Here is a 12819-nt window from a genome sequence, read left to right as displayed (position 1 = left end):
CTAATTGCCTAATATTTCTAAATAATTCCTATAGGTTGCCGATGCTGTAGTGGGTTTCCTAGATAGGGGGCTCAGCAGGCAGGCTGAAAAACTAAAAACGGGAGTAACTATGGGTAAGCTATTGGCACCTGCTAGACAATCGGCACCGGCTAAACGATTGGCAGCGGTCATTGCCCTTTTGGCAATGTTGATTCCGGTCGCGAGTTATGCGCTGGGTCTTGGCAACATCACGATGAATTCGGCGCTGAACCAGCCGCTGAATGCCGAAATCGAGTTGCTTTCGCTACAGCCGGATGATCTCAATAATCTGGTGGTCAAGCTGGCCTCGGAAGAGGATTTCCAGCGGGTCGGCGCCGAGCGGGCCTTTTTCCTTACCGACATCCGCTTCGATGTCGTCAAACGCAAAAATGGCACCGCCTACGTCCAGCTGAATAGCACCCGAACCGTTACCGAACCCTTCCTGGATTTTGTCGTTGAGGCCCGCTGGCCTCGGGGACGCATCCTGCGAGAATTTACCGTACTGGTGGATCCGCCTGTGTTGTCCGCCGAGGCGCCTGCCCCGGTGTCCCAGCCTGCGGCCGCCGCGACACCTTCGGCAGCCGCTGCCAGCCGTCCTGCCCAGACCCGCCAGGCCCCCATCCGCGCCCGCGCCGAGCTGGCGCCAGTCAGCCGTAAGGCCGGTGAGCTGACGTATGGCCCGGTGAAATACAACGATACCCTGTTTGAAATTGCCAACCAGATGCGTCCCGGCGACGTCACGGTCAATCAGATGATGGCCGCCCTGGTGCGTGAGAATCCCAATGCCTTCTATAACGGTAATGTGAACCAGCTGAAGGCCGGTTATGTGTTGCGGGTGGATGATGCCGCCAGGCTGAACGCACTGACCGTGGCGGATGCGGATGCAGAAATTCAACGTCAGCACGTCGAGTGGCGAGCCCGTAAGAGTGGCAAGCTGGTGCTGCAGGCAGAGGCGCCTGCCGGTGGTCGAGTGGCGCGTGATGGTGAAGGCGCGGCCGGTTCGACACTGTCGGCTGCCGATCAGGCCCGTCTCAAGCTGGTCGCGCCAGGCAGTCAGGGTGCCGGTAGCGGTGCGGGTGAGGGTGATGTCAACCAGCTGCGCGAAGACCTGTTGCTGGCGGCCGAGGCGCTGGATGCCAATCGTCAGGAAACCGATGAACTGAAATCCCGTCTCTCCCAAATGGAAGAACAGCTGGAGGCCATGCAACGTCTGATCATGCTCAAGGATGATGAGATGCTGAGTATGCAGAAACAGCTGGGTAAGGATGTCGTACCGGCTGAGGCCGAGACGCCCATCGTCAGCCCGGAAGCGATCAGCGATGAGGCCGCCGCAGATGATGCCGCGATTGCCGCGATGGCAGAGTCGATGCCGTCGGAAGACGAGGCCCCAGTGGTCGAGGCCGAGGAGGCAGTGGCTCCCAAGATGGCGCCAGCGCCTGCCGTAGTGGATGAGCCGGGTCTGCTGGATGATCCCATGCTGATGTACGGTGGTATTGGCATCCTGGTACTGATCATCGCCGTAGTGATTCAACGCCGCCGCAGGATGCAGGATGGCTTTGAGGAGAGCATTCTGAACGTGGGTGGTGCGGGCGCGAGTGCCGGTGCGACCGCAGAGACGATGACCCAGGGCGGTGAAAGCTCCATGGTCAGCGATTTCGCCATGAGCGAGATGAGTGGCATGAGCGGCATCGAGGCGGATTCGGCTGATGTGGATCCTATCTCTGAGGCCGACGTTTATCTGGCTTACGGCCGTCATCAGCAGGCAGAAGACATTCTTAAAGAGGCGCTGGAGAAAGAGCCGGAGCGCAACGAGATCAAACTCAAGCTATTGGAGGTCTCCTTTGCGGCCAAGGATCGCGCGGTCTTTGAGCAACGCGCCCAGGAGTTCCATGATGCCCTGGGTGATGAATCAGATCCCATGTGGGCCAAGGTGGTCACCATGGGTTCACAGCTCTGTCCGGGTAGCGATCTGTTTGGTGGTAGCTCTGCCGATGCGCTGAAAGAGGATTTGGCCGAGGCGGCCGAGGCGGGTGATGACGATCTGCTGGATTTCGATTTTGACCTGGATACCGACAGTGTTGGCGGAGACTCGTCCGGTCTTGATCTGGAGGCCGATGACGTCTTTGCGGAACTGGAGGCGGCCACGGGTGATGCCGCTGCCTCGCTCGCAGAGCCGGAGACGGAAGAGCTTGCCGACCTGAATTTTGATATGGAGATGCCGTCGGAGGAGCCGGTCAAGGCCGAAAAGCCCGCCGCTGCCCCAAAAGCGGACGATGACAATGGCCTGGACTTCGATGTCTCGTCACTGGATTTCAATCTTGATGTCGATGCCGAGTCGGAAGACACGGCAGTGGCGACCGCCGATGAGGAAGGCGGTCTGGATTTTGATCTGGGCGGCATGGATGAGCTGTCACTGGAGTCTGCCGGGGAAGACCTGTCCGCTGAGGATCTGGGTGATGAATTGGCCAATGAGCTGGGAGATGAGCTGGGCGACGAACTGGAGGATGTGTTTGGTTCCGTCGACGAGGTCGGCACCAAGCTGGACCTGGCCAAGGCCTATGTTGATATGGGCGATGCCGACGGTGCGCGCAGTATCCTCGATGAGGTGCTGGAAGAGGGTGATGACGAGCAGAAAAAACAGGCTGAGGAGTTGTTGTCACAAATTGCCTGATGCCTGATTCGGGCGCTGGCGATTGTCGTCAGTAACCGGGATACCAACGGCGCGGACTCTCTGGAGTCGCGCCGTTTTTTTTCGCGGCGGTTTTGGTTGCGGGTTTTGGGTACGGATTCTGGATACAGGTAGTGTGGCTGAGGCTCGCCGGGTTTGTCGTTTGCCGGAAGTTCGCGAGACCTTACTGGAAGTGCGTAGGCAGTTTGCGGTAAAGTCGCATGCTGTCTCCGGCCGGCACAAGGCGGCCGATCTCCCTCACGAAATGTTGCCATCAATCTATCTATGCACGCAGTGATCAAGATAATCTGTTTTCTGATTTTTGCGGCGGCGATGGCGGCCGGTGAATCCGCAGTCCTGTTGCTGGGCACACTGCTGGTGGTCCCCCTGTATCTGTTCAAGATCAGCACAGGGGGCTGCGCCCCGCTGGGTCCGGCACGGGTGATGTTAAAGCGACTGCGCTGGCTGTTTCTGTCCATTTTTGTCATCTATCTGTTTTTCACCCCCGGGGTCCTGTTGTGGCCCGAACTGGTGTGGGGACCTACTCGGGAAGGTGTGTTGTTGGGGCTGTCCCGCATCGCGGTGCTGGTGTTGCTCGTTGCTGCGGTCAACGTGTTGCTGACCAGTACCGGGCAGGACGAGTTTCTGGGGGCCATACACTGGTGTCTGCGACCGCTGTCCTGGATTGGCGTGTCGCATGAGCGATTGGCAGTGCGCATCAGCCTGACTCTGGAATCCGTCAGTGCCGTGCGTGCAGCCTATCGCCGTGAATCCCGGGTGGGTGATGAGGGCGCAACGGCGGCTGTTGAAGTCTCTGCCACGGGTCCCAGACTACGCATGATTGCCCGTACCGCGCAGCGTCTGTTTTCGCAGGTGGTGCGGGAGGCGCACGCGGCACCCTTGCGCGAAATTGCCCTGCCCGAGCAGACGCGACCGCCGCTGTTGCAGTGGGGCATTCCCCTGCTGTTGCTGGCGGTGATCGTGGGCGTCAAGCTGACGGCGAAAAGCCTCGCCGTGGAGGGGGTGTAGTCTGATGCGTATCGCCATGGGCGTGGAATACGACGGCAGCCATTTTTGCGGCTGGCAGGCTCAGAAAGAGGATTTGCCGACGGTGCAGGAGAGTCTGGAAATCGGCATCTCTAAAGTGGCCAACGCGGAGGTGAAGATTGTCTGCGCGGGTCGTACCGACACGGGGGTGCACGGTTACGGACAGGTGATTCATTTCGATACCGACACCGAGCGCAGTGAACGTTCCTGGGTGCTGGGCACCAATGCCAATATCAGCAAGGCCATTTCGGTGTTGTGGGCCAAGCCGGTGAGTGACGATTTTCATGCGCGCTTTTCGGCGGTGCGTCGACGTTACCGTTACGTGATCGCCAATCGCTTTGTGCGCCCCAGTTTTGCCGCAGGACGCGTGTCCTGGGATCACCGGCCTTTGGACGAGCGACGCATGCAACAGGCTGCGCAGCACTTGCTGGGTGAGCACGATTTTAATTCCTACCGTGCGGCAGCCTGTCAGGCACACAGCCCGATACGCACGGTGCATCAACTGGATGTGCAACGCCGGGAAGATCTGATCATCATCGACCTCGAGGCCAACGCCTTTCTGCACCACATGGTGCGCAATATCGCCGGGGTACTGATGGCCATCGGTGCGGGCGAGCAAGACATCGACTGGAGTCGCGAGGTGCTGGAGGCGCGCGACCGCACGCAGGGGGGCGTCACGGCGCCGCCGCACGGACTTTATTTTATGGGTGTAGAATATCCGCCGGAGTTCGGCATTCCGCAGGTTCCGCCGACCCAGCTGGTCTGGTAACCTGCGCCGCTCATTGTAGTAGAGCTTAATTAGATCGTTTTTTTGACCCTGTTGTTTCACGCCACGCGTCCAGATAAACATGACCACTCGAATAAAAATTTGCGGCATCACCAATCCGCAGGATGCGGAACAGGCCGCGAAGCTGGGTGTGGATGCCATCGGCCTGGTGTTTTATGGCCCCAGCCCGCGCCATGTCGACATCAAACAAGCCTGCGCGGTGCTGGATGCCTTGCCGCCCTTTGTGACGTCGGTGGGCCTGTTCGTGAACGCTTCGGCGGAGGAAATCCAGGCAGTGCTGGATCAGGTCAACCTGGATCTGCTGCAATTTCACGGAGATGAATCGCCCGAGTTTTGCGCCAGTTTTGACCGGCCGTGGATCAAGGCGATCCGCATGGCCGAGGGCGTCGATTTGCACGCCGAGGCGGCGCGTTACGCGCAATCCTGGGGCCTGTTGCTGGATGCCTATCATCCGGCCCTGCCGGGCGGCACCGGTGAGTCGTTCGAGTGGGCGCGGGTGCCGGATGACTTGCCGACATCGGTGATACTCGCCGGGGGCTTGAACGCCGAAAATGTGGGTGAGGCGATCCGCATCGTGCGGCCCTACGCCGTGGATGTGAGTGGTGGCGTCGAGGCCGACCCTCGATTAAAAGGCAAGGGTGTGAAGGATTGGGGTAAAATGGCGGACTTTGTCGCCGCGGTGCAGGCGGCGGATGCGTTAAATCTTCGGATGACGCATTGAATTGTTTCAGCAGTAAGTAGGGTGGGCATCGCCCACCATCACGAGTTATCCAAAACCTGAAACGGTGGGCGGTGCCCACCCTTGTATTTAGACAACAGAAGAGGTAAGTCAGCGTGTCACAGCAGGACTTAAATCGAGGCGACAAACTCATCGGTCAGATGCCGGACAATCGCGGCCATTTCGGGGTTTACGGTGGTCGCTTCGTCGCTGAAACCCTAATGGTGCCGTTACAGGAGCTACAGGCCGCCTACGAAAAATACCTCGCCGATCCGGCGTTTCTCGCCGAGCTGGATGCCGATCTGCATGACTATGTGGGCCGACCTTCGCCGTTGTATTTCGCCGAGCGCTGGAGCCGTCAGCTGGGTGGAGCGCGCATCTATCTGAAGCGCGAAGACCTCAACCACACCGGCGCCCACAAGGTGAACAACACCATCGGTCAGGCCCTGCTGGCCAAACGACTGGGCAAGACCCGCATCATCGCCGAGACCGGCGCCGGTCAGCATGGCGTGGCCACCGCGACCGTGGCGGCGCGACTGGGCCTCAAGTGCGTGATCTATATGGGGGCGGTGGATATCGCCCGTCAGGCCATCAATGTCTATCGCATGAAGCTGCTGGGCGCCGAGGTGGTGTCCGTGGAATCCGGCTCAAAGACCCTCAAGGATGCGCTGAACGAGGCCATGCGTGACTGGGTCACCAATATCGACGATACCTTCTACATCATCGGCACCGTTGCCGGGCCGCACCCCTATCCGGCCATGGTGCGCGACTTTCAGGCCGTCATCGGCCGCGAGGCGCGGGCCCAGGTGCTGGAAAAGACGGGACGATTACCCGATGCCCTGATCGCCTGTGTGGGTGGCGGCTCCAATGCCATCGGCCTGTTTTATCCCTTCCTGGACGACCAGGCGGTGGCCATCTATGGGGTGGAGGCCGCGGGCGAGGGGCTGGAGTCCGGCCATCACGCCGCGCCGCTGTGCGCCGGTACCCCCGGTGTGCTGCACGGCAATCGCACCTATCTGATGGAAGATAAGGACGGTCAGATCATCGAGACCCACTCGGTCTCCGCCGGGCTGGATTACCCCGGCGTTGGTCCCGAGCACGCCTGGCTGAAGGACATCGGTCGTGCCCACTACGTGGCGGTGACCGACGACGAGGCCCTGCAGGCCTTCCATGATCTGACCCGTATCGAGGGCATTATCCCCGCGCTGGAGTCCAGCCATGCCCTGGCCTACGCTACCAAACTGGCACCCACCATGGGCAAGGATCAAATCATCATCGTCAACCTTTCCGGGCGGGGTGACAAGGATATCCACACCGTCGCCGCACTGGAGGGCATTGAAGTATGAGCCATTTTTTTCAGGGTCAGGCCACAGAGTTAACGGGTTTATCCGTACCAGTTCCTTCTCCCCTCAGGGGAGAAGGTTAGGATGAGGGGTGGTTTCGGTTTACGCATTTACCCCCTCACCCCAACCCTCTCCCCCACGGGGGCGAGGGGGTTAAAAGATGGTGCCAATTGTGGGCAGAGGGAGTTTATGGAAGGCACACCAAATAAGTATTTAACGCTGTCTTTTCAGTCCCTATCGTTTGGAAAATGACATGAGCCGTATTGAAAACTGTTTTAGTAAATTAAAGACCGAGGGCCGCAAGGCGCTGATTCCCTACGTGACGGCGGGCGATTCTGATCCCAAGGTCACCGTGCCGCTGATGCATGCCATGGTCAGGGCCGGCGCCGACATCATCGAGTTGGGCGTGCCGTTTTCCGACCCCATGGCCGATGGGCCGGTGATCCAGCGGGCCGCCGAACGGGCGCTGCTGCACCATGTCTCGCTGCGGGATGTGCTGGCCATGGTGGCCGAGTTTCGCCAGCAGGATGCCGACACCCCGGTGGTGCTGATGGGCTATCTCAATCCGGTGGAGGTGATGGGCTACACGGCCTTTGCCGAGGCGGCTGCGCAGGCGGGGGTTGACGGCGTGCTGACCGTGGACCTGCCGCCAGAGGAGGCCGAGGCGCTGGTGACGGCGCTCAAGACCCGGCAGCTGGATCCCATCTTCCTGTTGGCGCCCACCTCGGACGATGAGCGTATCCGGCTGATCTGCGCCGCGGCCAGCGGCTATGTCTACTATGTGGCGGTGAAGGGCGTGACCGGTGCGGGCAATCTGGATGTGCCGGCGGTATCCCGCAAGCTGGATCAAATCCGCGCCCACACGGGCCTGCCCGTCGGCGTGGGTTTTGGCATCAAGGACGCCGAGTCGGCAGCCAGGGTGGCACAGGTGGCCGATGCCGTGGTGGTGGGCAGTGCGCTGGTGCAAAAAGTGGAGCAGGCCGCGGGTCAACACGATAGAATAAACACCGAAATTGCCGATTTGCTGGCGCAGATGCGCGCCGCGATGGATGCATAAACCGGGTCAGATGATTTAGGACACAAGACAGACACATGAGTTGGTTAAAAAAGCTAATCCCGTCAAGAATCAGTCCCCAGACTGGCCAGAAAAAGGCCGTGCCGGAAGGCATCTGGGCGAAATGCGGCGCCTGTAGCGCCGTGCTGTATCGCGCCGAGCTCGAACGCAATCTGGATGTCTGTCCCAAGTGTGACCACCACATGCGCATTGGCGCGCGCCGTCGGCTGGATATCTTTCTGGACAAGGAGCCGCGGGTAGAAATCGGCGCCGAGGTCGTGCCGGTCGATGCCCTGAAATTCAGGGACGTCAAAAAATACAAGGACCGGTTGACCCAGGCACAGAAGGCCACCAACGAGACCGATGCCCTGGTGAGCATGATGGGCCAGGTGCAGGGCGTGCCCGTGGTGGCGGCGGCCTTTGAATTCGGATTCATGGGCGGGTCCATGGGTTCGGTGGTTGGCGAGCGTTTTGTGCGCGCGGCAAATGCCGCCCTGGAACACAATATCCCCCTGGTCTGTTTCTCGGCCAGTGGCGGTGCGCGCATGCAGGAGGCGTTGTTTTCCTTGATGCAGATGGCCAAGACCAGCGCCGTGTTGGCGAGGCTCAGCAAGCGCGGCATTCCGTATATCTCCGTGTTGACCGACCCGACCATGGGCGGCGTGTCGGCCAGCCTGGCGATGCTGGGGGATGTGCACGTGGCGGAACCCAAGGCCCTGATCGGCTTTGCCGGACCGCGCGTGATTGAACAGACGGTGCGGCAGACCCTGCCGGACGGCTTCCAGCGTAGCGAGTTCCTGCAGGAGCACGGTGCAGTGGATATGGTGGTGGATCGGCGTGATCTGCGCGACCGTATTGCCAGCCTGCTGGCCATGCTGACCGGGCAGCCGGCGCCTTAACTTCAGTGACTAGTGGTGAGTGACTAGGAAACCGGCAATACTTCCCTTACCGTCATTCCGGCGATTGCCGGAATCTAGAATGTCGATACATCCTCTGGATCCCGGCTTTCGCCGGGATGACGAATAAATATTATCTCGGGGCTTTCCCTCGATACTCGCTCCTAGAAGCTCGAAACTGTGGTCCATGCGCTTTAACACTCTCCCCGAATGGCTACGTTGGCAGGAGTCCCTGCACCCGCGCGAGATTGAGCTGGGTCTGGAGCGTGTCGGCGAGGTACTGCTGCGGCTCGAGCTGACCCGGCCTAACTTTAAATTGATCACCGTGGCCGGCACCAATGGCAAGGGCTCCAGCGTGGCGATGCTTGAGGCCATTCTGCTGGCCGCGGGTTACCATGTCGGCAGCTATACCTCGCCGCACCTGCTGCGCTACAACGAACGGATCAAGGTCGATGGTCGGCCGGTGGATGACGCCACGCTGTGCGCCGCTTTTTCCCGCATCGATGCGGCCCGCCTCGGCAAGGTCTCAGGCGCCGGGGCAAGCGACGCGGCCACAGTGTCCCTGTCCTATTTTGAATTCGGCACCCTTGCGGCGATCGATATCCTGCAGCGCGCCGGGGTGGATATCGCGATTCTCGAAGTGGGGCTGGGGGGGCGGCTGGATGCGGTCAACGTACTGGATGCCGATGTGGCGCTGATCACCGCCATCGATGTGGATCACGTGGACTGGTTGGGCGCGGACCGCGAGACCATCGCGCGGGAAAAGGCCGGCATCCTGCGCAGCGGGCGTCCTGCGGTGTGTGCGGACCCTTCGCCGCCTTCCTCCCTGCTGGCGTACGCCGCCCAACTGGCGACCCCGTTGTCACTGCTGGCGCGTGATTTTTTCATCACCCGGCCAGAGGGGCAGGAAGGATGCTGGGACTGGCAGGGGGCCGGTCAGGCGTGGCGACAGCTGCCGATACCCGCCTTGCCGGGGGCCTTTCAGCTGCGCAATGCGGCAGGGGTGTTGGCCGCGCTGGCGGCACTGGCGGCGGATTTTCCGCTCGATCAGGCCGCTATCTGCCAGGGCCTGAAGACGGTCCGTTTGCCGGGGCGATTTCAGGTGCTGGAGGGCTTGCCGATGCAGATTCTGGATGTGGCCCACAACGCGCAGAGCGCGCAGGCCCTGGCGGAGAATCTGCGCTGCCTGCCGCGTGCTGGCCGTACCCGAGTCGTGTTGGCGATGCTGACCGATAAGGATATTGCCAGCGTGGTGGGGCATCTAACGGCGCTGGTGGATGTCTGGTATCTGGCGCCACTGGACGTACCCCGTGCCGCACCCCTGTCACAATTGCAGGCCGCCTTTGGCGATGAGACAACCGAGGTGTTTGCGAGCGTGACGGCGGCCCATCGGGCGGCGTTGGCGGCGAGCGAGCCACAGGACCTTGTCGTGGTGTGCGGATCGTTCCACACGGTAGCCGCGGTACTGGGCGACACAGTATAATCATCCTTTGATAATTCCTCCGATTCTGTCCAGAGGCATTTTGTGAATAGTCAACTCAAACAGCGATTGGTGGGGGCGGTAGTGCTGGTCGCACTGGCGGTCATATTTATCCCCATGCTGTTGCCGGGCAAGGGCGACCTTTCCAGGGGTATCGATGGCAGTAATATCCCGCCCGAGCCGGATTATCGTTTTTCTGCCCCGGTTCCGGCGCCCGAGGCGCCACCGATGGCGGCTGCACCCAGCCTGCCGGTGGACGACCTCTCTATGGACGAGGCCCCGGACGCGCCGCCTGTCTCATCGGTGAAGCCGTCGCCGGTCGTCACCGAGCCGCCAAAGGCGAGCCCCGCAAAAAAGGCCACCACGCCTAAAGCCGCACCAATCAAGGCCGCACCGTCGGTCGCGCTGAGCGAAAAATCGCCCCAGGCCAGTGGCTGGGTGGTGCAGGTGGGTAGTTTTTCCAGCCAGCCCAATGCCAAAGCGCTGTGCGAGAAATTACGCAAGCAGGGCTATGCCTGTTTTGTGGAGGCGGTGCAGGCGTCAGCGGATGCGGTCTATCGTGTGCGCGTCGGGCCGACGGTGAGCCGTGCTACGGCCGACAAGATGCGGCAGAAATTGCTGGATGTGATCGGCCTGCAGGGGCTGGTGCAGGCCTACCCGTGAGCAGAGACTGGCCGGTGTCGGTCGCGGTATCTATAGTCATGCAACGGTACCCGTGTGAAGGAATATACCGATGATCTGGGTTGATATTGTTATCCCGGGCATCATCGCGATTTCCGCATTGTTCAGTTTGATGCGGGGTTTTGTGCGTGAAGCCCTTTCACTGGCAGGTTGGGTGGCGGCCTTCTGGGTGGCGCTGACCTTTGCGAAGGATTTCGCCGAGCTGTTGCTGGCGGGAATTTCCGCCCCATCGTTGCGGATGGTGGTGTCATTCACCATCCTGTTTGTGGTGACACTGGTGATCACCGCCTTGCTCAACCGTCTCGCGGGCCAGTTGGTGTCGAGAACGGGATTGAGTGGCACCGATCGTATGATCGGCATGATTTTCGGCATCGCCCGCGGCGTGGTGGTGGTGTCGGTGCTGGTACTGCTGGCGGGACTGACCACCCTGCCGCAGGACCCCTGGTGGCAACAGTCGGTGTTGATCGACGTGTTCCATAAGCTGGCCCTGTGGCTGCGCTATACCGTTGCGCCGGAACTGAGCGGCGGCGCTATTCCTGGCAAGTGATTTTTTAGCCAATGATCTGTAGTCGATGATTGGGCTTTTGGGTGATTAAATGAGGTATCTCAGATGTGCGGCATAATCGGTATCGTCGGAACAGAAAATGTTAACCAGAATTTGTACGACGGTTTAACGGTATTGCAACACCGTGGACAGGATGCGGCAGGTATCGTCACCTGTCATCAGCGCCGGCTGTATATGCGTAAGGATAACGGCCTGGTGCGCGATGTGTTTCACACCCAGCATATGCTGCGCCTGCAGGGTTCAATGGGTATTGGCCACGTGCGTTACCCGACCGCAGGCTGCTTTTCCTCGGCGGAGGCGCAACCCTTTTATGTGAACTCGCCGTTTGGTATTTCGCTGGCGCACAACGGCAATCTCACCAATGCCGCCGAGCTCAAACGCGATCTGTTTCGCGCCGATCGTCGTCACATCAATACCGATTCTGATTCCGAGGTGCTGCTCAATGTGTTCGCCCACGAGCTGCAACACGTCGGCAAACTGACACTGGATGCCAATGATGTGTTTGAGGCCGTGACCGCCGTGCATCGTCGTTGCCGGGGCGCCTATGCGGTGGTGGCGATGATCACCGGTTACGGCATTGTGGCATTCCGTGATCCCCACGGTATTCGTCCGGTGGTATTCGGCAAGCGCGAAACACCGCGTGGCGACGAATACGTGGTGGCCTCCGAAAGCGTTGCCATTGATTCACTGGGTTTTGATCTGGTGCGTGACATTGCGCCAGGTGAGGCAATATTCATTGATGTGAAAGGCAATCTCAGCACCCGTCAATGCGCCGATAATCCCAAGGCCTCTCCCTGTATTTTTGAGCATGTCTATTTCGCCCGCCCCGATTCCATCATCGACGGCATTTCGGTTTACAAGGCGCGCCTGCGCATGGGCGAGATGCTGGCCAAGAAGATTAAACGCGTGTATCCGGATCACGATATTGATGTGGTGATTCCCATTCCCGACACCAGTCGCACCTCGGCACTGCAGTTGTCGTATGAGCTGGACGTGGTCTACCGGGAGGGCTTCATCAAGAACCGCTACATTGGCCGTACCTTCATCATGCCCGGTCAAAAGCAGCGTAAAAAATCCGTACGCCAGAAATTGAATGCCATTGAGCTGGAGTTCAAGGGGAAGAACGTCCTGCTGGTGGACGACTCCATCGTGCGTGGCACCACCTCACAACAGATTATTCAGATGGCGCGTCACGCCGGCGCCAACAAGGTGTACTTTGCCTCTGCCGCGCCGCCGGTTCGTTACCCGAATGTTTATGGCATCGATATGCCCTCGGTGGCCGAGCTAGTGGGGCATGATCGCGATGAAAAACAGATTGCGGAGGTGATTGGCGCCGACTGGCTGGTTTATCAGGATCTGGAAGATCTGATCGAGACCACGCGCCACGGTAAGTCCGCGGTGGAAAATTTCGACACCTCCGTGTTTGATGGCAAGTACGTTACCGGCGATATTACCCAGGATTATCTGGACTTCGTCGAGAGCAAGCGAAATGACGGTGCGCGTAGTGCCCAGGATGGTGATGAGGCGGTCATTGAGCTGCACAATTCACCGTAATATCAGAC

The 12819-nt window shown here is 60.0% G+C and carries 11 protein-coding genes; all 11 read left to right on the top strand.

The annotated features are described in order from the left end of the window. The first annotated feature begins 184 nt into the window (after positions 1-184). The 11 genes from RRB22_06785 to purF all read left to right on the top strand — a co-directional run bounded on the left by RRB22_06785 (position 185) and on the right by purF (position 12811). Complete coding sequence (locus RRB22_06785; protein ID MDT8384104.1) at positions 185-2689, top strand: FimV/HubP family polar landmark protein; 2505 nt, start codon at positions 185-187, stop codon at positions 2687-2689. Between the two features lie 282 nt (positions 2690-2971). Continuing rightward, positions 2972-3715, top strand: a complete 744-nt coding sequence (locus RRB22_06780) for a hypothetical protein (GenBank protein ID MDT8384103.1) — start codon at positions 2972-2974, stop codon at positions 3713-3715. A gap of 4 nt (positions 3716-3719) precedes the next feature. Then, positions 3720-4502 (top strand): tRNA pseudouridine(38-40) synthase TruA, encoded by a 783-nt coding sequence (truA, locus tag RRB22_06775; GenBank protein MDT8384102.1) that lies wholly within the window; start codon positions 3720-3722, stop codon positions 4500-4502. Between the two features lie 79 nt (positions 4503-4581). Further along, positions 4582-5241, top strand: coding sequence for a phosphoribosylanthranilate isomerase (locus RRB22_06770; protein MDT8384101.1), 660 nt, complete (start codon positions 4582-4584; stop codon positions 5239-5241). Between the two features lie 158 nt (positions 5242-5399). Further along, complete coding sequence (gene trpB, locus RRB22_06765) at positions 5400-6584, top strand: tryptophan synthase subunit beta (GenBank protein ID MDT8384100.1); 1185 nt, start codon at positions 5400-5402, stop codon at positions 6582-6584. A gap of 250 nt (positions 6585-6834) precedes the next feature. Further along, the gene (trpA, locus tag RRB22_06760) at positions 6835-7638 is read left to right on the top strand and encodes a tryptophan synthase subunit alpha (protein ID MDT8384099.1); all 804 of its coding nucleotides are present in this window, start codon (positions 6835-6837) and stop codon (positions 7636-7638) included. A 35-nt stretch (positions 7639-7673) separates the two neighbouring features. Then, positions 7674-8534: an acetyl-CoA carboxylase, carboxyltransferase subunit beta gene (gene accD / locus RRB22_06755; protein ID MDT8384098.1), complete on the top strand. Its 861-nt coding sequence runs from the start codon at positions 7674-7676 to the stop codon at positions 8532-8534. A gap of 184 nt (positions 8535-8718) precedes the next feature. Beyond that, positions 8719-10014: a bifunctional tetrahydrofolate synthase/dihydrofolate synthase gene (gene folC, locus RRB22_06750; protein MDT8384097.1), complete on the top strand. Its 1296-nt coding sequence runs from the start codon at positions 8719-8721 to the stop codon at positions 10012-10014. A gap of 42 nt (positions 10015-10056) precedes the next feature. Next, the gene (locus tag RRB22_06745) at positions 10057-10674 is read left to right on the top strand and encodes an SPOR domain-containing protein (GenBank protein ID MDT8384096.1); all 618 of its coding nucleotides are present in this window, start codon (positions 10057-10059) and stop codon (positions 10672-10674) included. A gap of 70 nt (positions 10675-10744) precedes the next feature. Next, on the top strand, positions 10745-11239 hold the full coding sequence (locus tag RRB22_06740; protein ID MDT8384095.1) for a CvpA family protein: 495 nt from the start codon (positions 10745-10747) through the stop codon (positions 11237-11239). 63 nt (positions 11240-11302) lie between these two features. Continuing rightward, complete coding sequence (gene purF / locus RRB22_06735; GenBank protein MDT8384094.1) at positions 11303-12811, top strand: amidophosphoribosyltransferase; 1509 nt, start codon at positions 11303-11305, stop codon at positions 12809-12811. Positions 12812-12819 lie beyond the last annotated feature (8 nt).

It is taken from the genome of Gammaproteobacteria bacterium, from assembly GCA_032250735.1.
GTDB lineage: Bacteria > Pseudomonadota > Gammaproteobacteria > SZUA-152 > SZUA-152 > SZUA-152.
This window is presented reverse-complemented; position numbering and strand designations above follow the sequence as displayed.

Excerpts from the sequence above, each read along its gene's own strand:
- RRB22_06785 (MDT8384104.1), top strand. The coding sequence starts at position 185 with ATGTTGATTCCGGTCGCGAGTTATGCGCTGGGTCTTGGCAACATCACG.
- RRB22_06780 (MDT8384103.1), top strand. The coding sequence starts at position 2,972 with ATGCACGCAGTGATCAAGATAATCTGTTTTCTGATTTTTGCGGCGGCG.
- truA (MDT8384102.1), top strand. The coding sequence starts at position 3,720 with ATGCGTATCGCCATGGGCGTGGAATACGACGGCAGCCATTTTTGCGGC.
- RRB22_06770 (MDT8384101.1), top strand. The coding sequence starts at position 4,582 with ATGACCACTCGAATAAAAATTTGCGGCATCACCAATCCGCAGGATGCG.
- trpB (MDT8384100.1), top strand. The coding sequence starts at position 5,400 with ATGCCGGACAATCGCGGCCATTTCGGGGTTTACGGTGGTCGCTTCGTC.
- trpA (MDT8384099.1), top strand. The coding sequence starts at position 6,835 with ATGAGCCGTATTGAAAACTGTTTTAGTAAATTAAAGACCGAGGGCCGC.
- accD (MDT8384098.1), top strand. The coding sequence starts at position 7,674 with ATGAGTTGGTTAAAAAAGCTAATCCCGTCAAGAATCAGTCCCCAGACT.
- folC (MDT8384097.1), top strand. The coding sequence starts at position 8,719 with ATGCGCTTTAACACTCTCCCCGAATGGCTACGTTGGCAGGAGTCCCTG.
- RRB22_06740 (MDT8384095.1), top strand. The coding sequence starts at position 10,745 with ATGATCTGGGTTGATATTGTTATCCCGGGCATCATCGCGATTTCCGCA.
- purF (MDT8384094.1), top strand. The coding sequence starts at position 11,303 with ATGTGCGGCATAATCGGTATCGTCGGAACAGAAAATGTTAACCAGAAT.